This is a genomic window from Rhodococcus sp. AH-ZY2, from assembly GCF_030916465.1.
Classification (GTDB): Bacteria; Actinomycetota; Actinomycetes; order Mycobacteriales; family Mycobacteriaceae; genus Rhodococcus; species Rhodococcus ruber.
Window position 1 is genome coordinate 4,557,422 of record NZ_CP126458.1, and the last position, 20,922, is coordinate 4,578,343.

The 20,922-nt window shown below is 70.0% G+C and carries 22 protein-coding genes and 1 pseudogene; 7 read left to right on the forward strand and 16 right to left on the reverse strand.

The window, feature by feature from the left end; genetic code table 11:
• Positions 1–5 precede the first annotated feature (5 nt).
• On the forward strand, positions 6–770 hold the full coding sequence (locus tag QNA09_RS21915; RefSeq protein ID WP_010594040.1) for a crotonase/enoyl-CoA hydratase family protein: 765 nt from the start codon (positions 6–8) through the stop codon (positions 768–770).
• 127 nt (positions 771–897) lie between these two features.
• Here QNA09_RS21915 and QNA09_RS21920 read toward each other — a convergent pair whose 3' ends face one another.
• From QNA09_RS21920 to QNA09_RS21960, 9 genes and pseudogenes are all read right to left on the reverse strand, one after another.
• Positions 898–2,061: an ABC transporter substrate-binding protein gene (locus tag QNA09_RS21920; RefSeq protein WP_010594041.1), complete on the reverse strand. Its 1,164-nt coding sequence runs from the start codon at positions 2,059–2,061 to the stop codon at positions 898–900.
• 17 nt (positions 2,062–2,078) lie between these two features.
• Positions 2,079–2,804, reverse strand: coding sequence for an ABC transporter ATP-binding protein (locus QNA09_RS21925; RefSeq protein ID WP_017680068.1), 726 nt, complete (start codon positions 2,802–2,804; stop codon positions 2,079–2,081).
• On the reverse strand, positions 2,788–3,606 hold the full coding sequence (locus tag QNA09_RS21930) for an ABC transporter ATP-binding protein (RefSeq protein WP_010594043.1): 819 nt from the start codon (positions 3,604–3,606) through the stop codon (positions 2,788–2,790). The genes QNA09_RS21925 and QNA09_RS21930 overlap by 17 nt, the downstream gene beginning before the upstream one ends.
• Positions 3,603–4,589 (reverse strand): branched-chain amino acid ABC transporter permease, encoded by a 987-nt coding sequence (locus QNA09_RS21935; protein ID WP_010594044.1) that lies wholly within the window; start codon positions 4,587–4,589, stop codon positions 3,603–3,605. The genes QNA09_RS21930 and QNA09_RS21935 overlap by 4 nt, the downstream gene beginning before the upstream one ends.
• Positions 4,586–5,476 carry a branched-chain amino acid ABC transporter permease gene (locus QNA09_RS21940; RefSeq protein WP_010594045.1) on the reverse strand — a complete coding sequence of 297 codons (891 nt, stop codon included), beginning with the start codon at positions 5,474–5,476 and terminating at the stop codon, positions 4,586–4,588. The genes QNA09_RS21935 and QNA09_RS21940 overlap by 4 nt, the downstream gene beginning before the upstream one ends.
• A gap of 96 nt (positions 5,477–5,572) precedes the next feature.
• A pseudogene (locus QNA09_RS21945) lies at positions 5,573–6,757 on the reverse strand (ABC transporter substrate-binding protein).
• Positions 6,758–6,862: 105 nt separating this feature from the next.
• Positions 6,863–8,113: a quinolone resistance protein norA gene (locus QNA09_RS21950; RefSeq protein ID WP_308072086.1), complete on the reverse strand. Its 1,251-nt coding sequence runs from the start codon at positions 8,111–8,113 to the stop codon at positions 6,863–6,865.
• Positions 8,110–8,427 carry a ferredoxin gene (fdxA, locus tag QNA09_RS21955; RefSeq protein WP_302069457.1) on the reverse strand — a complete coding sequence of 106 codons (318 nt, stop codon included), beginning with the start codon at positions 8,425–8,427 and terminating at the stop codon, positions 8,110–8,112. The genes QNA09_RS21950 and fdxA overlap by 4 nt, the downstream gene beginning before the upstream one ends.
• Positions 8,428–8,493: 66 nt before the next feature.
• Complete coding sequence (locus QNA09_RS21960) at positions 8,494–9,702, reverse strand: MFS transporter (RefSeq protein ID WP_308072087.1); 1,209 nt, start codon at positions 9,700–9,702, stop codon at positions 8,494–8,496.
• 113 nt (positions 9,703–9,815) lie between these two features.
• On the opposite strand from QNA09_RS21960, the gene QNA09_RS21965 reads away from it, so the two are divergent.
• Entirely contained in the window at positions 9,816–10,574 is a 759-nt protein-coding gene (locus QNA09_RS21965; RefSeq protein ID WP_010594050.1) for a M50 family metallopeptidase, read from the forward strand.
• Here the strand turns inward: QNA09_RS21965 and QNA09_RS21970 are convergent, their stop codons facing one another.
• Together QNA09_RS21970 and QNA09_RS21975 are read right to left on the reverse strand one after the other, a co-directional pair.
• Positions 10,575–11,225, reverse strand: a complete 651-nt coding sequence (locus QNA09_RS21970) for a cyclase family protein (protein WP_010594051.1) — start codon at positions 11,223–11,225, stop codon at positions 10,575–10,577.
• Positions 11,226–11,324: 99 nt separating this feature from the next.
• The gene (locus QNA09_RS21975) at positions 11,325–12,740 is read right to left on the reverse strand and encodes an FUSC family protein (RefSeq protein ID WP_040271099.1); all 1,416 of its coding nucleotides are present in this window, start codon (positions 12,738–12,740) and stop codon (positions 11,325–11,327) included.
• A 72-nt stretch (positions 12,741–12,812) separates the two neighbouring features.
• Here QNA09_RS21975 and QNA09_RS21980 point away from each other — a divergent pair, with 72 nt between their 5' ends.
• Positions 12,813–13,325, forward strand: a complete 513-nt coding sequence (locus tag QNA09_RS21980; RefSeq protein WP_010594053.1) for a MarR family winged helix-turn-helix transcriptional regulator — start codon at positions 12,813–12,815, stop codon at positions 13,323–13,325.
• 111 nt (positions 13,326–13,436) lie between these two features.
• On the opposite strand, the gene QNA09_RS21985 is transcribed toward QNA09_RS21980, so the two are convergent.
• Both QNA09_RS21985 and QNA09_RS21990 read right to left on the reverse strand, forming a co-directional pair.
• The gene (locus QNA09_RS21985) at positions 13,437–13,913 is read right to left on the reverse strand and encodes a hypothetical protein (RefSeq protein WP_308072088.1); all 477 of its coding nucleotides are present in this window, start codon (positions 13,911–13,913) and stop codon (positions 13,437–13,439) included.
• 75 nt (positions 13,914–13,988) lie between these two features.
• Positions 13,989–14,804 carry a DUF72 domain-containing protein gene (locus QNA09_RS21990; protein ID WP_040271103.1) on the reverse strand — a complete coding sequence of 272 codons (816 nt, stop codon included), beginning with the start codon at positions 14,802–14,804 and terminating at the stop codon, positions 13,989–13,991.
• Between the two features lie 108 nt (positions 14,805–14,912).
• On the opposite strand from QNA09_RS21990, the gene QNA09_RS21995 reads away from it, so the two are divergent.
• Positions 14,913–15,506: an HdeD family acid-resistance protein gene (locus QNA09_RS21995; protein ID WP_010594057.1), complete on the forward strand. Its 594-nt coding sequence runs from the start codon at positions 14,913–14,915 to the stop codon at positions 15,504–15,506.
• 30 nt (positions 15,507–15,536) lie between these two features.
• Here the strand turns inward: QNA09_RS21995 and QNA09_RS22000 are convergent, their stop codons facing one another.
• On the reverse strand, positions 15,537–15,947 hold the full coding sequence (locus QNA09_RS22000) for a TIGR03618 family F420-dependent PPOX class oxidoreductase (RefSeq protein ID WP_040271105.1): 411 nt from the start codon (positions 15,945–15,947) through the stop codon (positions 15,537–15,539).
• 155 nt (positions 15,948–16,102) lie between these two features.
• Here QNA09_RS22000 and QNA09_RS22005 point away from each other — a divergent pair, with 155 nt between their 5' ends.
• Positions 16,103–16,423 carry a GYD domain-containing protein gene (locus tag QNA09_RS22005; RefSeq protein ID WP_010594059.1) on the forward strand — a complete coding sequence of 107 codons (321 nt, stop codon included), beginning with the start codon at positions 16,103–16,105 and terminating at the stop codon, positions 16,421–16,423.
• 124 nt (positions 16,424–16,547) lie between these two features.
• On the opposite strand, the gene QNA09_RS22010 is transcribed toward QNA09_RS22005, so the two are convergent.
• Entirely contained in the window at positions 16,548–17,411 is an 864-nt protein-coding gene (locus tag QNA09_RS22010) for a LysR family transcriptional regulator (RefSeq protein ID WP_124258549.1), read from the reverse strand.
• Between the two features lie 76 nt (positions 17,412–17,487).
• Here QNA09_RS22010 and QNA09_RS22015 point away from each other — a divergent pair, with 76 nt between their 5' ends.
• Positions 17,488–18,747 carry an MFS transporter gene (locus tag QNA09_RS22015; protein ID WP_308072089.1) on the forward strand — a complete coding sequence of 420 codons (1,260 nt, stop codon included), beginning with the start codon at positions 17,488–17,490 and terminating at the stop codon, positions 18,745–18,747.
• A gap of 60 nt (positions 18,748–18,807) precedes the next feature.
• Here the strand turns inward: QNA09_RS22015 and QNA09_RS22020 are convergent, their stop codons facing one another.
• A complete protein-coding gene (locus QNA09_RS22020) occupies positions 18,808–19,401 on the reverse strand; it encodes a TetR family transcriptional regulator (protein WP_082061191.1) in 594 nt (197 codons plus the stop codon).
• Between the two features lie 547 nt (positions 19,402–19,948).
• Between QNA09_RS22020 and QNA09_RS22025 the strand changes: the two genes are divergently transcribed.
• The gene (locus QNA09_RS22025; protein ID WP_308072090.1) at positions 19,949–20,872 is read left to right on the forward strand and encodes an SDR family NAD(P)-dependent oxidoreductase; all 924 of its coding nucleotides are present in this window, start codon (positions 19,949–19,951) and stop codon (positions 20,870–20,872) included.
• Positions 20,873–20,922: the final 50 nt, after the last annotated feature.

The window sequence follows — 20,922 nt, forward strand, 5'->3', positions numbered from 1 at the left end:
CAGACATGGACACCCCCGTACACGTCGAACAGTCCGACGGCGTGCAGATCATCACGATCAACCGGCCCGAGGTGCGCAATGCGATCAACACCGAGACCGCCGTCGCGATCGCTGCCGCCCTCGAGGAACTCGACGCCCGCGACGATCTCGTCGCCGGCGTCGTCACCGGTGCCGGGAAGACCTTCTGCACCGGCATGGACCTGAAGGCCTTCCTCGCCGGCGAACGCCCTTCGGTCGAAGGTCGCGGCTTCGCAGGCATCACCGAGAAATCCTCCGACAAGCCGATCGTTGCGGCGGTCGAAGGGCACGCCGTCGCAGGCGGTTTCGAGATCGTGCTCGCGTGCGACCTCGTCGTCGCATCGGAGACCGCCGTCTTCGGCCTGCCGGAGGTCAAGCGCGGCCTGCTCGCCGGGGGTGGCGGTCTGCTGCGGTTGCCGCGCAAGGTTCCCCATCAGCTCGCCGTCGAATGGAGCCTCACCGGCGAGTACTTCACGGCGCACACGGCGTACGAGGCGAAGCTGCTCAACCGGCTCGTCCCCGAGGGGCAGGCGCTGGCCGAGGCCGTCGCGCTGGCGAAGGCGATCGCGAAGAACGGCCCGCTCGCGGTGCGCGCCACCAAGCAGATCATCGCGCAGGCCCGGGACTGGTCCAACGACGAGGAGTTCGAGCGCATGCGCGAGATCTACGAACCGGTGCGTTCCTCCGCCGACGCGAAGGAAGGCGCACTGGCGTTCAAGGAGAAGCGCGAACCGGTCTGGCAGGGACGCTGACCGAACGAGACGGGGCCCGGGGATCTCTCCCCGGGCCCCGTCTCGTATTCGTGCCCCGCATTCGGACCGAATGTCACATCGCGTCGATCCGATCGACGCGATGTGACATTCGGCCACAAGAAAAGAGTCAGGCCGACGGCGTCGACACGAGCACCTCACGGCTGCCGTCCCATTCGACGAGCACACCCGGGGTCCGCATGTCGTGGCCCTCGAACGTGATCTCGCCCTGCGCACCGTCGAAGCCCTCCGCGGTGACCTGCTCGAGGCCGCGCTGGATGTCCTCGCGGGACGCGCCGCCGGACGCCTTGATCGCGCGCGCCAGCAGCCATGCGGCGTCGTAGCCCTCGGCCGCGTAGTTCAGCGGGTCCTCGTTGTACTTCGCCCGATACGCCGCGACGAACTCCTGGGACGACGCCGCCGGCTGGTCGAGTGTGAAGTTGGCGGTCCAGAACATGCCCGCCCCGTCAGCCCCCGCCGGGACGAGGTTCTTCGCGCCTGCACCGGTCTGGCCGAGCACCGGTCCCGTGTATCCGGCCTGGCGCAACTGCCGCATGGCCGTGGCGTTCTGGGCGCCGGTGAGCAGCATGGCCACCGCGTCGGGCCGCTCCCCGGCGATCTTCGTCGCCGACGACGCGAAGTCCTGGGTGGTGTTCTGCACGGACGTGGTCGAGACGATCTCGTAACCGTGCTCGGACTGCCCCTCCGGAAGGTTCTTCTCCGCCATCTCCGCCAGCGCCGGGTTGGCGGCGTTGAACAGCACGCTGACCCGCTCGGCCCCGAGGTCCTCGAGGTGAGCCAGGGAGGTGCCGATGTGCGTGGTCTGCGGCGGCGTCGCCCGGAAGGTGTAGTCGCCGCCGAGCACACCGTCGCTGGCGGACTGCGTGTAGACGGTCGGCAGCTTCGCCCGGTCCACGATCGGGGAGATCGCGATGGCCTGAGCGCTGGAGATGCCGCCGAGCAGCGCGCTGACCGACCGGTCCGCCGTCGCCTCCGTCGCCTGGCTCACGGCGGTCTGCGTGTCGCTGGCCGCGTCCCGGCTCTCGAGCACGAGCTTCGACTCACCGAGGAAACCACTGCTGTTGACCTGTTCGACGGCGAGTTCGATGCCCCGGAACTGGGGCAGGCCACCGAAGGCGGTCAGACCGGTCTTGTCGGTCACCGAGACGACCTTGATCTCGGCGGGCATCTCGCCGGACCCGACGGTCCCGCCGCCGCCCGACCCGCACGCGGTGGTCAGGGCGAGACCGGCGACACCGGCGAACGCGGCGACGGCAATACGTGTGTTCTTCATTCTCTTCCGTTCTCGGTTCAGTTGTCGGTTCCGGTCAGCGCGGCTTCACCGAGGAAGGCCAGCACCACCGACGAGTGGTTGCGCGCCTCGTCGACCGGCCCGGAGTACACCGATTCACCGCGGTTGACGACGACGACGTCGTCCGCGATCCGCATGCCGGCCTCGGCGTTCTGCTCGACCATGAGGACGCCGATGCCACGGTCCGCGATGGTGCGCACGCTGGCCATGACGCGGTCGACCACGGCGGGGGCCAACCCCATGGACGGCTCGTCCATGAGGATGTAGTCGGGCTGCGACATGAGGCTGCGGCCGAAGGCGAGCATCTGCTGCTCGCCGCCGCTGAGCAGGCCGGCGGGGCCGGACTGCCGTTCCTCCAGGATGGGGAACATCTCGAACACGGTCCGCATCGACTCCTCGCGGGCCTTCTTCGACGCCACCAGGCCGCCGATCTTGAGGTTCTCGTACACGGTGAGCGAGCCGAACACCTTGCGTCCCTCGGGCACCAGCGAGATGCCGCGCTTGAGGATCCGGTGGGCGGGCCATCCCTTGATCGACTCCCCGTCGACGAGGACGTCGCCGGAGGTGGGCGTGGTCAGGCCTGCGACGGTGCGCAGCGTGGTGGTCTTGCCGGCGCCGTTGGCACCGAGGACGAGCGTCACCCGTCCCGGCCGCGCGGTGACGGACACCCCGCGTACCGCACTGACCTTGCCGTAATCGACGTGCAGATCACGAATCTCGATCATCGTTGTCCTGCTTTCCGAGGTAGGCCTCGCGCACCGCCGGATCGCGCACCACGTCGGCGGGGGCACCGGAGGCGATGAGCTGTCCGGAGTTCATGGCGAACAGGTGATCGCAGACGTCCACCATCATCTGCACGTCGTGTTCGACGATCAGCTGGGTGAGTCCTTCCGCACGCAGGTCGGACATCAACCGGCCGATCTCCTCGCGTTCGAAGCGATTCATGCCGGCGGTGGGTTCGTCGAGCAGCAGCAGCTTCGGCGACATCACGATCGCGCGGGCGATCTCGACCCGGCGCTGCAGGCCGTACGAGAGCTGACCCGGACGCAGCTTCTCCTTGCCGTCGAGTCCGGTGCGTTCGAGCGCGGTGTGCACGGCCGCCTCGGCGGCGTCGCGCTCGGTACTGTCGACCCGTCGCCACCACCGTCGCGGTCCCGCGATCAGGTCGTGCCCGAGCTGGACGTTCTCGTGCACGGTGAGATCGTCGAGGAGGCGGACCGTCTGGAAGGTGCGTCCGATGCCGAGCCGGGCCACCTGCTCGGGCCGGACGCCGGAGAAGTCGCGGTCCTCGAAGTACATCGATCCACGGGTCAGGGGCGTGAGCCGGGTGACGGCGCCGAGCAGGGTGCTCTTGCCCGAACCGTTGGGCCCGAGGATTCCGGAGATCAGACCGCGCTCGAGACCGAGGGTGATGCCGTCGACGGCCTTGATGCCGCCGAAGTGGACCGCGAGGTCCTCGACCCGCAGCACCTGGTCCGGAACCCGCCGGCCGGGAACGCCCTCGTGGGGAACGGCTTCGGTGGTCATCGCGATTCTCCTGTCGGGGCGGAGTGGGCGCCGGTGCCCGCGAGTTCGGCACCGAGTTCGGCGGCGGCCTCGTCGTCGGCGGCGTCGGCGCGACGTTCCGCTTCGGCCTCGTCCTCGAGCGCCGCGCTGTCGCGGCGGGCAGCGCGGCGACGGTACAGGTCGGTGACGACGCCGGTGATGCCGCCGGGCATGAAGATCGCGGCGATGGCGACGATGATGCCGTAGACGATGCTCTGGTAGGTGCCCACCTGCTCGAGCATCACCGGCAGCCAGGTGAAGATGAGGGCACCGATGAGCACGCCGAGCCAGGACCGGGAGCCACCGACGATGATGATCGTCAGCGCGAGCACGATCAGCGGGAAGCCGATGTTCTCCGGGGCGATGGCCGTCATCATCAGGATGTTCAGGGCGCCACCGAGCGCGCCGAGCACACCGCTGATCACGAAGGACATCCGGCGGTAGCGGGCGACGTTGATGCCCATGGCCGAGGCGAGTTCCGGGTCTTCGCGGACCGCCTCGATGCGCCGGCCCATGCTGCCGCGCTCGCTGAAGATCATCGCTGCGACGACGACGGCGCAGACGACGGCCAGGTGCGGAACGGAGATCTCCGGGGTGGTGAGCACGCCGAACAGGCCGACCGAGCCACCGGTGAGTTCACCGCCGTTGTGGGCGACGACGGTGACGATCATGACGAACGCGACGGTGGCCATGGCCAGGTACAAGCCGGTGAGACGTTGCAGGATCAGCGAGAGCAGGTATCCGGTGACCGCGCAGATCGCGACGATGGCGGCGGTCGCGGAGATCGCGTCGAACCCGTAGTGCAGCACGAAGATCGCGGTGCCGTAGGAGCCCATGCCGTAGAACGCGGCGCCGGCGAAGGAGAACACTCCCATCCGGAACTGGATCTGGATGCTCAGCGCGAGCAGCAGGACCGTGAACGTGCTCTGGATGAGGACGATGTTGGAGAAGTAGAAGTCGCTCATACCCGTCGCACCTCCTTCCTTCCGAAGATGCCCTGCGGCCGCAGCAGCAGAACCACGAGGATGAGGCCGAAGCCGACGGCGTCGACCCAGCCGCCCCCGGTGTAGCGGAGCACCAGGACCTCGGAGAACGCGAGCACCATGGCGCCGAGGGCGGCGCCGCCGGTGCTGCCCACGCCGCCGAGGATGATGATGGCGAATGCCTTGATGAGCAGGGTTTCACCGCTCTCGGCCGTGATGGCGCCGAGGTTGTAGGTGAGCAAGGCACCGGCGAGACCGGCGAGGCCGCCCGACACCGCCATGGTGAGCAGGGACAGCTGGCGCCGCTTGACGCCCATCAGTTCGGCGGTCTCCGAGTCCACGCCGATCGCCCGCAGGGCGAGGCCGTGGCTGGTGTTCTTGAGCCAGAAGGAGATCGCCAGCGTGAGGATCAGGGCGCAGCCGAGCACGATGAGTCCCGTGCTCGTCAGTCGCAGGCCGCCGAGGGTGTAGACCGACGTCTCGTACGAGCTGCCGAGGAAGCCGAACGGCTCGCTCAGCGTGCGGAACTGCACGATCGCCACCGGGATGGTGCCGATTCCGATACCGCCGATGAGGATCTGCAGCTCGGCCGTCCGCTGGTTCTTGGCCCGGCGCAGGATCGGCTGGAACGCGAAGACGTCGATGGCCGCGGAGAGCGCGGCGCCGACCACGACGGAGATCAGGCAGACGGTGACGAGCCCGAGCCCGACGTTGGAGACGATCTGGGAGGCCACGAACGCGGAGAACATGAAGATCCCGCCGTGGGCGAAGTTGAGGATGTCGATCGTTCCCCAGGAGATGCTCATTCCCAGGCAGAAGAGCAGGTAGATGGAGCCGAGCACGAGTGCGTCGATCACCAGCTGTGACATGACCCCTGCCTTCCTCCGGCCGGGTTGCCCCGGTGACTGTGCGATGTTCCGGTCATTCGTCGAACTCCTTGGTGCACGGGTGCGGTGAGGTCCGCACTATTCCGTCGATTCCTGGCCGTCGAGCAGCACTTCTTCCGTGCCGTTCCATTCGACGAGCACGCCGTCGACGCGCATGTCGTTGCCTTCGAAGCGCACCGGCCCGAGCGCGCCGTCGAAGCCCTCGGCCACGACCTGCTCGAGACCGCGCTGCAGGTCGTCGCGGGACGCACCGCCCGAGTTCTTGGCGGCGTGGGCGAGCATCCAGGTCGCGTCGTAGCCCTCGGCGGCGTAGTTCAGCGGGTTCTCCCCGTTGTACTTGGCGCGGTACGCCTCGACGAACTGCTGGGACGTCTCGTCCTTCTGGTGGAAGCTGAAGTCGGTGGCCCAGTACATTCCGGCTCCCGCGGCTCCCGCGGGGGCGAGGTTGCCCGCGCCGGCGGCCGGGTTGCCGACGACGGGGCCGGTGTAGCCCGCCTGACGCAGCTGCGACATGGCGGTGGAGTTGCCGGCACCGACGAGCAGGACGATCACGGCGTCGGGATTCTCGCCGGCGATCTTCGTTGCGGTGGTGCCGAAGTCCTGGGTGGTGGCCTGGACGGAGGTGCTCGACAGGATCCGGTAGCTGTACTTGTCCTGGCCCTCGGGGATGGTCTTCTCCCCGAGTCCCGCGAGGGTGACGTTGCCCGCGTTGTAGAGCACGCTCACGGTCTCGACGCCCTGCTGCTGCAGCCGCTCGAGCGCCTTGACGAAGTAGGTCTCCATCGGCGCCGTCGCGCGGTAGGTGTAGTCGCCGATGACGACGCCCTCGCTGCCGGACTGGGTGAAGATCGTCGGCAGCCCGGCTCGCTCCACGAGCGGGGCGATCGCGACGGCGTGGGCGCTGAGGACCGGGCCGAGGAGGGCACTGACGCTCTTGTCGGTCAGCGCCTCCGTGGCCTGACTGACGGCGGTCTGCGTGTCGCTCGCCGAATCACGCTTCTGCAGAACGATCTTCGAATCGCCCAGATATTCCTGGTCGTTGATCTCCTAGATGGCGAGCTCGATGCCCCTGAGCTGACTGTTCCCGACGTACGCCGTGGTGCCGGTCTGGTCGGTCACGGAGACGACCTTGATCTCGGCCGGTAGATCACCGTCGGCGACGGTGCTGTTCCCCCCGGAACTGCAGGCGGCCGCGAAGAGGACGCCGAACGCGCTCGCGGCACCGAGCAGGCGGCGCCGGACTTTCCGGTCGACTCGAGACATGTGTGCACCTTCCGGTCGAATGATATGCATCATTAGTCGTGATGCCCGTCACAGTAGAGCCACGTGCGGGAAATGTCCAGAGTTCGATCCGAACATGCGCAGGAATTATCGGCGGGTGGGGACGGCTACGGGAGCCACGGCGACGGCCGGCGCCCACCGCCCCCGCCCTGCTGCCGCGACGGCCACGCAGAACAGCACAAAAATCGTTACCGCACCGGCGGATCCGTAGGAGTAGCCCCACGCGGACGACAGCGCGCCGGCCACCAGGATCATCACCGCCGCGAAGCCGTACGACGAGCATGCATACAGCGACGTGCTCCTCCCCTGCTCCACCGGCGTCATCCCGGCGGTGAGCAGGATGAGGCCCTGCGCGTAGGCGAACCCCTGGCCGATGCCCCACAGGAAGCTGCCGGCCAGCACCGGCCACAACGTGTGCGCGAGGAGCCCGGCGGCGACGAGCACGCCGCCGCCGGCGAGCAGGAGCAGGCACAGGCCGGGCCCCGGGGTGCGGCCCGCGGCCCGGGCGACGTAGGGACCCAGCCAGGCGGTGACGAGCAGGATGATGGCCGCGAGGACGCCGATCACCAGCAACTCGGATCCGATCCCGTCCCGCAACGCGGACGGCAGCACGCCGACGGCGATGCCGCCGACAGTCCACCCGGCCGCCCCCAATCCGTAGGCGGGCAACGCGTTCCGGGACGACCCGACGTCCGGGTGGGACGGGAGAGGCCCGGGCGGCCGGGAGGGCTCGTCGTGCCGGAGGGCGGCGAGCCGGCGCCTGCTGCGCCACAGCGCGGCGGCGAGCAGCAGTCCCGAGAGCACGAGCGAGACGGCATGCAGCCGGTATATGAGCACGGTGGGTTCCGGAAGCAACTGGGCGACGGTGGCCGCGGCGACCAGACCGAGGAACGAGCCGGCGATCGCGCCGGTCGCCGCGAGGGTGCGGCCCGCGTCACCGCGCGCCGCCACGGCCAGCGTGGCGGCGGATCCCGTTGCGAGCCCGACACATGTTCCGGTCAGCGCTCGACCCACGAAGAGCAGCCAGGCCGTATCCGCCCCGGACCACAGGGCGACGTCGCCGAGCAGCCCGACGACGAGCGCCCCGGGCAGAACGGCCCACGCGAACCGCCCGAGCGAGGTCCGGCTCACGAGCAGGAACATCGACACCAGGGCGACGAAGTACGTCACGAACAGGGCAGCCAGCACGAACGGGGACAGGCCCAGATGATCCTCGTACAACGGGAGGATCGGCCCCGGAATGTTGGACCCGACGACGGCGAACGTGAAGGCGGCCGCCACCGCGGCTCCGAGGAGCACCGAACCCCGGCCGGGTCGGTCCGCCCGGACCGCGATCATGCCCGTACGGGCAGACTCTTCACCGACGGCGGGTCGTACTCGGTCTTTCCGATCTTGGAAGCGCCGCCCGGCGAGCCGATCTCGGCGAAGAAGTCGGCATTGATCTGGGTGTAGCCGGCGCGGTCCTCGGGGACGTCGTCCTCGAAGAAGATGGCCTCGACTGGGCAGACCGGCTCGCACGCGCCGCAGTCGACGCATTCCTCCGGGTTGATGTACATCATCCGGCCGCCCTCGTAGATGCAGTCCACCGGACACTCTTCGATGCAGGCCTTGTCGAGGACGTCGACACAGGGCTCGGTGATGGTGTAGGTCACTGCGCACTCCTCCGATTCGATCACCGCGTGATTTAAGTCATAATCATATTCATTGATTGCGGGGTGTCAATGGGTGTCCGCTTCGAGTGCCTCGACGACCGGCCTGCGGCGCATCACCGCGACCCCGGCTCCGCACACGCAGGCCAGGAAGAACCCGCAGAAGGCGTAAGTCGCGGGGCGCAAGCCGATTCCGTCCGCCAGAAACCCCAGACCGAGGATTCCCGACCCGACGGTGGCGTATCCGGCGAGCCACACCATGGACACCACCTCGGCGGTCCGCCCCTCCGGGGCGTACCCGCGTGCGAGGGTGAGCCCGGCGAGCTGCGCCAGGCTCTGGCCCAGACCCGCCGCGACCGCCGCCACGACGATCACGGGCACCGAGGCGGCGCCGACCGCCACGGCGATGAGCACCGCGGCCAGGGCGGAGACCGAGAGTCCCACCACCGCGACCCGGTAGATGCTCATCCGCCGGACGAGGAACTGAGCCCCGGCACCGGCACCGAAGACGACGAACGACACCGCGCCGGCGAGGGTGCGACTGTCGTTGCCGAGCAGGTCGGCGATCAGGGCCGGTCCGAGGGAGATGAACAGCCCCGCCAGCGCGAAGGGGCTGCCGGCCACGGCCATGGCCAGCACGACGGTTCCCGCGATCTCGCGCGGGATACTCGGCAGCTGCACCCAGCGCCCGCTCACCCCGGCCGGGCGACCGCCGACGGCGGTCAGCGGTATCGCGGCTGCCGCCAGGGGAACGATCAGCACCAGGAAGACCAGGTGGGTGGGCGCCGGCGCCACGTCGGCCAGCACCCCGGACAGCAGCGGCCCCACGGCCGACCCGGCGACGGGTGCTGCGCTCGCATACAGCGCGGCGCGCCCGCCGCGGCCGGGGCCGAACGCGTCGGCGATGGCCGCCGATCCCGCCGCGCCGAACGCCCCCGAGGCGAGGCCGATGAAGAACCGCCCCGTCTCGAGCCACAGCGGCGTGCGGGCCGTCGCGAACACGAGGCAGGCCACGATCGCGAGGCCCAGGGCCGGCAGCAGGACGGCTCGCCGCCCGAACCGGTCCGACGCGCGCCCACCGAACACCAGCGCCACCACCGATCCGACGATGTAGCTGACGAAGATGAGGCTGACCGTGCTGGGTGGGAACCCCATCTCGCGCTGCCACACCACGTACAGCGGGGCCGGGGCGTTGCTCGCGGCGAACACGAGGAACACCGAGAGTGCGATCCACGACGGCCGGGCCACCCGGCGCCTTTCCAGAATCCCGACCGACACGCGGCCTCCCTATTGATATGAATGATTAGCCTAGAGAGTGGCACATTACCGGCGCCCGTGGAGCGAATTGCCGGACCGTACGATGGCGGACTCCCGACAGAAAGGTGCCGCCTGTGGACCCCGAGGCCGACCCGTCCACACCGCTCGAGTCCTTCGCCTCCGCCGTCCGCGCCGGCTGGCACGCCGTCAGCGCGGTGAGCGAACCCGCACCGGCCGGGCTCGTCGTCCTCACCGCGGCCGTCGCGCTGGTGCTGGTGTCGGTGCGACCGCTGTGGCTGGTGACCCGGCACGTGATCACCCAGGCCCACGAAGGCTCGCATGCGCTCGTCGCCCGGCTCGTCGGCCGGCGGCTGGCGGGCATCCGCCTGCACAGCGACACCTCGGGAGTGACCGTGTCCTCCGGCAATCCGCGCGGTCCGGGCATGATCGCGACCGCGTTCGCCGGGTACACCGGCCCGGCCGTGCTCGGATTCGTCGCCGCGACGCTCCTCACCACCGGCCGGCCCGCGGCGGTGCTGTGGTCGGTACTCGCGGCCCTCGCCCTGCTGATCCTGTTGATCCGCAACTTCTTCGGATTCGTCTCGGTGCTCGCGGTCGGTGCGGTGATCGGAGTCGCCGCGTACTACGGCGACGAGCTGGTGCGCTACACCGTCGCGTACCTGACGACCTGGGTGCTGCTGTTCGGCGCCACCCGGCCGGTCCTCGAACTGGCGCGCACCCATCGGCGCGGCCGCGGGCAGGGTTCCGACGCCGATCAGCTGCGCTGGCTCACCCGCGTACCGACGGCCGTGTGGATCGTGGCGTTCGCGGTCGTCACGCTCGGCACCGCGGCATACGGCACCGCACGGATCGTCGCGGCGCAGGTGCCGTGATCACGGTTCGAGTTCGATCGCCACGGCCCGCACCGGCGCACCGTCCGCACCCTGCAGCCGCAGCGGAAGGAGACTGATCAGCGGATCGGGAAAGTCGACGAGTTCGAGGTTGCACAGGTTCTCGCACACGATGCCGCCGGCCGCGGCGACGAGCCGATGCGCGGAAAAGTCGGCGCCCAGAGCGGAGTCGATGCTCGGGGCGTCGAGGCCGATGGCGTGCACGCCGCGTTCGAGCACCCACCGGCACGCGTCCGCCGCCAGGTAGGGATGCTCGAAGTAGGTATCGGTGTCGTAGTGCTCGGCCCAGCCGGTATGCACGAGGACGATGTCGCCGGGCCCCGGCTCCGGCCCGCCGGCGAGGTGCCGCGGGGTCACGGCGGTACGCGGCGGCAGGCCCCGCACGTCCAGGACGACTCCCCGGCCGACGAAGCGGTCGAGGGGAACCTCGTCGATCGGGGCGGCCCGGGCGCGCATGTGCAGCGGCGCGTCGACGTGGGTTCCGGTCTGCGAACCCATCTCGATCCGCAGCAGGTTGTACCCGTCGCGCTCGAGCGTCGCGTGCGGGCTCAGCACCGGGACGGGATCTCCGGGATAGACCTGGGTGTCGCCGGAGACGGTCCGGCTCAGGTCGACGATCCGGCGCACGCGCATGCGCCGATGCTAGACCCGGTGCGATCGACCCCGTGCGATCGTGCCCCGTCGATGCGTCGCAGGCCCGGGCGTCGGTCCGGGGCTCTCGCGCCAGGGGCGCTATCGTGCGGGCCGCAGGTGGTGCCGGTCGGCACGGTCGATGGTGAACGCCGCGACGAGCACACCGAGCACCACCCCGACGAGCGTGTCGGCGATCCGGCTCATCGCGATCTCCGGGCCCAGGCTCTCGCCGAGCCCGGTCAGCAGCAGGGCCATCGCGGTCACCGCAACGGACGTCGCGGCATAGTTCTTCATCACGTACAGCTCGGCGACGACCTGCAGCACCACGATCGCCAGCGCGTACGGCCAGTAATCCAGGGACAGCGCGATCAACGCCGCCGCGAGCACGGCGCCCGCGACGTTGCCGAGCAGACGCTGGATCGCCCGCTGCACGGTCTGCCGGTAGTTGACGCCCTGCAACGCGGCCATCGCACCCATCGTCGCCCACAGCGGGTGGTGCAGACCCGCCGCGGCGGCGAACCAGCCCGCCAGGAGCGCGGCGAGGAGCACCCGGCCGGCCCCGACGAGGATCGCGCGGTCCCGCAGCCGCGCTGCTCCGTCACGCACGAATCCGACGGGCCGGGCGGGGACGGGTGCTCCGGTCCCGTCGACACGCGGAATGGCGATGTCGCGGCGGACTTTCCGAAGTTCGGCCTCGAATCGGGCGAACTCGGCCACTCGATCGGGCACGGCGTCGGACTCGGCCTCGTCGACGACGGCACCGGCCGCGGCGAGCAGCGCGAGGAGTTCGTGGGTGTGGACGCCGGTTCGGGAGCCGAGCGCGACGACGTCGCGAGCCCGGGCGATCGCCGCGCGGGCGCCCGGCACCGCACGGTGACCGTCGCGCTCGATCGCCGCGACCGCCGCGAGAGCGCGGGCGACGGCGATCCGTGCGGGCCCGTGCGGGTGATACAGGGCGGGGGCCATCGAGACAACCCATCCCACAACGACTCCCACGGTCGCCGCAGCAACCGCGTCCCGCAGGTCCGTGGCGGTGCGCGCGAACCCGGCCGCGCCGGCGGCCGCGAAGACCAGGATGACCGGACCCGGCCCGGACAGCCGGAAGGCACCCAGAACCCAGAAGGCGAAACCGGCCGCCACCGAGAGCACCGCGATCTGGGCCCACATCGGCACCGCGCCCGCGCCGACCCCAGCGCCGAGCGCGACGTAACCGACCACGCCGAGACCGACCATCGCGATCTTGCCGGCCAGCCGCGGATAGGGCTCGTAGCGTCCGAAGGCCGAGGCGAGTGCGCCGAGGGCGGCGAAGCCGGCCAGGTGCGGCAGGTGCAGCAGGCCGCCTCCGACGAGGGCGACGAGCACCGCTGTTCCCACGCGCAGTGCCGGGGCCACGGTGGCATCGGCACTGCGGAATTCGAGCGCCTCGCGCCACGCTGCGGGCGACAGCGAATGCGCGAGCGCGGTCCTCGAGTGCCTGAGGCGGCCGTGGTCCGGGATCGGGAGGGAGGGGTGCACCGCTCCAGTGTAGATATTTCAGAGATAAATTAAATGTGAATTGAGTGTGAGACTCCTCGCTAGGATGGACCCATGTCGGACACCGCCCAGCCCGAGGACTTCGTGGATCACGTTCGGCTCGGCTGGGCCGAGACGCACCCCGGCTTCGACACCCGCCCGATCGACGTCATCGGCCGTATCACCCGGATCAGTTCCCTCGCCCTCTCCCAGCTCGACCGGGAACTCGTGCCGAGCGGCGTCACACGCCCCGAGTTCGAAGTGCTGTGCGCGCTGGCGCGCAGCAGCACGCCACTGCGCGCCAGCGAGGTCACGTCGGTCACCGGGTTGAGCGGCGCCTCCACCACCAAGCACGCCGACCGCCTCGTCGGGCTCGGGCTGGTCGAACGCCGGCGTTTCGAGCGCGACGGCCGCGTCGTCCTGCTCACCCTCACCGAAGCGGGCCGCGCCGTGGTCGACGCCGAGTTCCCCCGCCGCGTCGAGCGTGAGCGCCGCATGCTCGACGGCTTCACCGACGACGAACTCGACACCCTCACCGCGCTGCTGCGACGGCTCACCCGCGCGGTCGAGGACCACACCCGTCACTGAGGCGGGACGTCGGGACATCCCGGCCGTCAGGGCAACCCGACCGTCAGTGCAACCCGACCGTCAGTGCAACCCGACCGTCAGTGCAACCCGACCGTCAGTGCGACCCGACCGTCAGGGCATCTCGACGGTCTCGGCGCGTTCGATCTCCCCGAGCGCGCGACGCAGGTACGTGCCGGGGTCCACCCGGCGAGCCGCCAGCAGGCCGGCCAGCACGATCAGGCCGGCCCGCAGGTATTCGTCGGGGCGAGCCTTCGGTGCGTCGTGGTCGGACACCCCGAGGGTGCCGGTGAGCACGGCCACCACCGTGTCCGGGTGCAGCGACGGCAGCCACGCGGCCCCCGTGCGCGCGCTGCGTTCGAACACCGCCTGCACGTCCTCGCCGGTCAGCCCGTCGGGGTGCAGCTCCTCGAGCAGCTCGCGCATCATCGTCGCGTGCACGCCCGCGACCTGCTCGTACGGCAGCGCTACCAGCTCGGTCGTCGCGTCCTCCCAGGCCGCGGCCGACCGCGACCGGGCGGCGGCGAGCGCCGCGCTGGTGTGCTCCGCGATCTCCCGCGCGAGCTGCGGCAAGTGCGTGGGCCACACCATGTCCTCCTCGGGTCGCCGATGCTCCCGGCGAGCGCCGGCGCGTCACGACGAGCCTGCCATGCGGCACCGACACGGTCAGCCGACGCGGCGCTGCAGTTCGAGCGCGTCCCAGGGCGCGTAGCCCTTGATGTCGTTGTCGAAGTACACGTACACGTCCCGCCCCTCGGAACGCCAGCCACGGATCCGCGCCGCCCACTCGTCCAGCGTCTCGGGGGCGTACCCGCTCGCATACAACTCGGTGTCTCCGTGCAGTCGCACGTAGACGAAATCGGCGGTGGCCTCGGTCAGGAACGGGAACCGCCCGGCTGTGTCCGCGACGACGAGGGCGACGTCGAGCCGGGCCAGCAGTGCCGCCGCAGCCGGGTCCGTGAAGCTGGGGTGACGCACCTCGAGCGCGTACCGGAGGGGCCGGTCCGCCTCGGTCTCCGTCCACGCCCGCTCGCCGGGAACCTTCTCGGTGTGGCGCGCGGCGAGTGCCGCGGCTTCGGTCGTCGAGGCGGGTAGCCGCTCGACGAACCCGGCGATCAGCTCCGGCTCGAATGCCAACGAGGGCGGCAGCTGCCACAGCACGGGCCCCAGCTTGGGGCCGAGGGCGAGCACACCGGACGCGAAGAAGTTGGCGAGAGCGTCGTCGACGTCGACGAGGCGCTTCATGTGGGTGACGTACCGACCGCCCTTGACGGCGAAGACGAACCCGTCCGGTGTCTCGTCCCGCCACCGCAGAAAGCTCGACGGCCGCTGCAGCGCATAGAAGGTGCCGTTGATCTCGATCGATCCGAATCGCTCCGCGGCGTACTCGAGTTCGCGGCGCTGCACCAGCCCCGCCGGGTAGAAGTCGCCGCGCCATTCGGCGTACCGCCAGCCGGAGATCCCGATCCGCACCCGAGCCATCGCTCCACGGTAACGCTCGTCACGACTGGGAATCGGATCGTCATTCGGCAGGCGGCAGGGGCGGCACGGGCCTACGCTGTGCCCGAACTACGAGACCGCATCCTAGGAGTGGCCGTGTCCGAGAGAGCTTTCACCGCAAACGATCAGTTCAGTCCCCTGTTCAAACAGATGTGGTGGTTGGTGCTGATCCGGGGCATCCTCGCCGTGTTGTTCGGTGTCGTCGCCCTGGTGTGGCCGGGGATCACCGTCTGGGCCCTGGTGGTGGTGTTCGGCATCTACGCCATCGTCGACGGCGTCGTACTCGTCTACCACGCGATTCGCGACCGCGCCCGCCTCGACGGCTGGGGCTGGTGGCTCGCGATGGGCCTGGTCTCCATCGCCGCGGGCATCGTCGCCCTCGTCTGGCCCGCGGCCACCGCACTCGTGGTGCTGTACATCATCGCGTTCTACGCGATCCTGTTCGGCGTCACGGGCATCATCGGTGCGCTGAGCTTCCGGAAGGTCCCGAACTCGGGATGGGGGTGGTCGCTCGTCGCCGGCATCCTCGCGGTGCTGTTGGGTGTCGTGCTGCTGATCTTCCCCGGCAGCGGCATCATCAGCCTGATCTGGCTGCTGGGAATCTACGCCATCCTCTTCGGCGTGCTGCTGATCGTCGTGGCCTTCCAGGTTCGGAAGGTGGCGAAGGAGGCCGGGCTCGTGTGAGCCCGGCCCCGGGCCGGCGGAGGAGCTGTGTCAGGCCGCATCCTTCAGCCGGCCCCAGGCATGCCAGCGGTCGATCTCGATCCAGGCACTGACCCGCGGCCGGTTGCGCACCCCGTAGGGCTTGCCGGTGTAGTGCCGCGCCACGCGGTCGATGTCGGTCAGCTCGGGGTCGTCGACGAACTCGACGACCCGCCCCTGGATGCTCACGTGGGTCACCCAGTCCGCCGGGTCCATCGCGCTCAGGCTGACCCGGGGATCGCGGCGCAGGTGCTCGAGCCGCTTGCGCCCGGCATCCATGTTCACCAGGATCCGGCCGTTCTCGAACAGATACCAGGTGGGCACCGACACCGGATGCCCGTCGGCTCGCACCGTACTGATGGTGGCGTAGTTCGGCTGGGCGAGCATCTCGGCGACGGCCTGCGGCAGCGGAGGTCTGGGCACGGCAGTGGTCCTCTCGTCGGAAACGGTCGGGCGGTCCGGTGACGAACCTACGCCGGTTCGGCGCGAAACCGCCCCACGACGGAGCGAGCGGGTCGACGATGGAGGGGGCACCGAGCCCGGCCGTGGAATGGCCCGACAGCCGAGGAGTCGAGAACATGCCGAAGTACCTGTGGCAGGTCACCTACACCCCCGAGGGCGCGCAGGGTCTGCTCTCCGAGGGTGGTTCCGTCCGTAGTTCCGCCATCACCGAGATGGTCGAGAGTGTCGGTGGCAGCGTCGAGTCCGTGCACTTCGCGCTCGGCGGGCACGATCTCTACGTCATCGGGGAGGTGCCCGACGATCTCGCGGCGGCCACGCTCGAGTTCCGCACCCGGGCGTCGGGCATCGCGCGTTCCGTACCGATCCGGTTGCTCACCCCCCAGGAGATGGACGACGCGGTGCATCGCAACGCCGCCTACCGGACGCCGGGGCACTGAGCGGGACGCTCCCTCACTACTGAGCGGGACGCTCCCCCACTACTGAGCGGGCCGCTCCCCGGGCACCGAGCGGGACGTTCCCCGACTACCGAGCGTCCCGCTCCCCGTCGGGCGGACCGCCGGGTCAGAGCAGGTCGAGGAACAACTGCGCGGCCGTCGAGGACGGGGCCGGGTCACGGCACACCAGCGCCAGGATGCGGTGCGGTGGCCCGGGCCGCAGCCCGATGCGGTGCAGGCCGCTGCGTCGCGCGATCGGTTCCGGGATGACGGCGACCCCGAGACCGTGGCGGACGAGATCGAGCAGGCGATCCATGTCCCCGACGCGGAACGTCACGTCGCGGTGCACGCCCGCGCGGACGAACAGCGCCTCGACCGTGGTCTGCAGGCCGGTGCCGGCCTCGAATTCGATGAACGGGTACGGCTGCAGCTCCGCGGGATCGATCGCCCCGACCGCGTCGAGCGGATGGCGGGGCGCGACCACGGCGGTGAGTTCTTCGGTGTAGGTGCGGAGTGTGACGAGGCCGGCCGGGAGCGGACGCGCGTCGAGGGCGACGAATGCGAGGTCCAGTTCTGCGGTAGCGAGGGCGTCGAACAGTTCGGTGGTGGTCGCCTCCCGCAGCGCCACCTCGATGCCCGGGTGAGTGCGGTGCAACTGTGCGAGCAGCGACGGCAGATCCGCGGCCCGGAATGTCTGCACGGTGCCCACCGCGAGGGTGCCGGCCTCGCCGCTTTCCAGTCTCGCCACGGCTGCGCGGGCCTCCGCGGCCTCGCGCAGCAACCGCTGCGCGTAGGGGTAGAGCGTTCGGCCCGCCGCAGTGGGGAGCACCGACCGGGTGGTGCGCTCGAACAGCGACGTCCCGAGTTCGTTCTCGAGCGCCCGCACGGACGCGCTGAGCGCCGACTGCGACAGGTGCACCGATTCGGCGGCCCGGGTGAAGTGCCCGAGGTCGGCGACCGCCACGAAGTGCCGCAGCTGCCGTAGTTCCATTCATCGACCATATCGCTCGGATTCATCGATTCATCCCGTTGGACACATCAATACCGGGGCTCGCAGGATCGGTGCCATGCAGCCCACGTCCACCGGCACCCCCACCGCCGGCACCCCGACCGCCCGGATGCCCCGCCGGCTCGTCGGCGCGATGGCCCTGGCCTCCGGTCTGGTGGTGGCCAACAGCTACTACGCTCAACCGCTCGTCGGCGCCGTCGCCGACAGCCTCGACGCCTCCACCACGCAGGTCGGATGGGTAGTCACCGCGGGGCAGATCGGGTACGCCGCCGGCCTGGCCCTGCTGGTGCCGCTGGGCGACATGGTCGAGCGGCGACGGCTGCTGCGACGCATGCTCGTGCTCACGGCCGCCGGCCTGCTGGTCATGGCCTGGGCACCGAGCTGGCAGATCCTCGCCGCCACGGCCGTGCTCGTCAGTACCGGATCGGTCGTGGGCCAGATCCTCGTCCCGTTCGCTGCGAGCCTGGCCCGGGACGACGAACGCGGACGTGTGATCGGAAACGTGATGACCGGCCTGCTGCTCGGCATTCTCCTCTCCCGCGTCGTGGCGGGCCTGGTGGCGGAGATCGCCGGGTGGCGAGCAGTATTCGTGCTCGCGGCGGTCCTGATGCTCTGCACTGTGCTGCTGGTGCAGTCCCTTCCGGTCCTGCCGCCGGCGACCACCGCCGGCTACCGCACGGTGCTCGCCTCGGTGGTGTGCTTGATCCGCGACGAACCCGTGCTGCGCAGCCGCATCGCCTACGGTGCCCTGACCTACGCCTCGTTCGGGGTGTTCTGGACCAGTGTCGGCTTCCTGCTCGCCGGACCGGGGTACGGGTGGTCCGAGGCCCGCATCGGGATCTTCACCCTCGTCGGGGTCGCCGGCGCGCTGGCAGCACGGACGGCCGGCATCTTCGCCGACCGCGGCTACGCGCGCCGGCAGACGGGTCTGTTCGTCGCCGCCACCGCGGTCAGTTTCGTGTTCCTCGCCTTCGGCGAACAGCACGTGCTCGCACTCGCGGTGGGCGTCGCCCTGCTGGACCTGGGCATCCAGGGAACGCACATCAGCAACCAGAGCCTGATCCAGCGGTTGCGGCCCGACGCCCGCAGCCGCCTGAACACCGCCTATATGACCTCCTACTTTCTCGCCGGCTCCCTCGGCAGCGCACTGTCCACGGCTGCCTACCTCACCGGCGGATGGCGTGCGGTCTGCGTCCTCGGAGCGGCCTTCCCCACCGCGGGTTTCGCCCTCTTCGTCCGGGAGTTCCTGCGGCGGAACCGGTGTGCTTCCGGAGCGGAGTCACGCGACGACGGACACTCGACGGGTGTGCAGAGGTGACCGCCGTGGACGCGTGAGTCTTTGCATCAAAACGGGATTCGTCTTCCTTGTGGGCATTCGTCAGCTCGTGACGGGACGGTCGCTCAGGACCAGCCGGCACACGTCCTCGACGTTGCGCAGCGCCTCGGCGAACCTGATGCGATCCGTCGTCCACAGCATCAGCGAAGTGAGCATGGTGCTGCCGATCGCCAACGACGCCAGCCGGGCCCGCTCCGCCGGAATCCCCTCCATCGCCTCGAAGACGGCCGAACGGTTGACCGCCGACCGCTCGACCAGAGTCTCCACCACATACGGATCCCGGGAGGTCTGCAACTCGACCTCCAGACGGGCGAAGTGCGGGCCCCGCTGGAACGCCTTCATCTGCCGCACGTACAACCGGACGACACGCTCCACCGCATCCTCCGCGCGGGCGTCGCGGTCGGATCGGCGTCGGCGCTCGGTGGCGAGCCGCTGCGACAGGCGGTCGTTCCACGCCACCATCGCGGCGGCGAGCAGTTGCGGCTTGGCCGGGAAGTACCGGTACAGGGTGCCGAGCGCCACTCCGGAACGCTCGGCCACGTCCCGCATCTGGATGCTGTCCGGGCCCGTCTCCTCGAGCATCGCGACGACGGCCTCGGTGATCCGGTCACGTCGCCGCAACTGCGCGGGCGTCATGTCGTCCGGGCTCATGGGCACGCCGGCGGCTGCGGTACTCACCCGCGCAGACTAGCGTGCCCCCGCGGCAGCGACGCCGGGGTCACAGCCCGAGGTTCGTCGCGACGATTGTCTTCATGACCTCGCCGGCGCCTCTCCTCCGGGATACGGAAGCCTGGTGACGCCGAGACCGCCGCCGCCGCCGCGTCGCACCCCGGGCCGGCACGGTCGCGACCGGCAGTCCCGGTCAGTGAAATAGAATTGTGTTCTACTTCTAGGGGTCCTGTATTCCAGAAGTGGGGTACTTGAACGAGCACCGTCCTGGGTCGAATGACCAGCGAGCCCCGGATAGGGAGGAACATGATTCTATTGAATGCGCCCCCGGGGCGGCTACGCTGCGAGGCGGACACCCGGCAGCCTTCCCGGCACCGAGCACCCGAAGTCGTGCGCTTCCCGTCGACGGGATCGACCACCGGAGGTGCGAGCCGCCCTGCAGGACAGTCCGGGCCCGTGCGGGCCACTCGTCCCCGGCCCACGAGGCCGGCATCCACCGAAGCAAGGAGACGCCGTGAGTGACACCGACCTGACCGGCCGCACCGCCGTGGTGACGGGAGCCGGGTCCGGCCTGGGCCGGGCCGAGGCACTGGCACTCGCCGAACGGGGCGCGTCTGTCGTCGTGAACGACATCGGAGCCGCTGCACACACCGTCGCCGCCGAGATCGAGGAGCGAGGCGGCAGGGCGATCGCCGTCGAAGGTGACGTCGGAACCTGGTCGATCGGCGACCGTCTCGTCGACGCGGCCGTCGACCAGTTCGGCAGCCTCGACGTCGTCGTGAACAACGCCGGCATCATCCGTGACGCGATGCTGGTCACCATGACCGAAGCGATGTGGGACGACGTGATCCGGGTGCACCTGAAGGGGCATGCGGCACTGACCACCGCGGCGGCGAGATACTGGCGTGCGCAGTCGAAGTCGTCGGACTCCCCGGTGTACGGACGGCTGATCAACACCACGTCGGAGGCGTTTCTCTTCGGTGGGGCGGGGCAATCGAACTACGCCGCCGCCAAGTCCGGGATCGTCGCCCTCACCCTGGCCGCGGCACAGGGGTTGTCCCGCTACGGGGTCACCGCCAACGCCATCGCCCCGAGAGCCCGCACGGAGATGACCGCGCACGTCTTCGACGAAGACCCGTCCGGTTCGCCCGTGGACATCCTGGCTCCCGAGCGGGTGGCAACCTTCGTCGCCTACCTGGCGTGCCCGGCGTCGAGCCGCGTGAACGGGCAGGTCTTCGTCGTCTACGGCGACATGGTGGCGCTGATGGCGCCGCCGGTGGTGGAGAACCAATTCACCGCCGGATCCGGGGTCTTCACCGTCGACGAACTCGACGCGCAGGTCTCCGGATACTTCGCCGATCGTCCCGCCGACCGTACATTCTCCGCCCGCAGCGTCGCAGCCCTGGACACCACCGGCGTGCGCACCAAGCTGGCGTGACGGCATCCCGCCGGGGCGGGGAGAACGCCGGTGTTCCGCATAGCGCACCA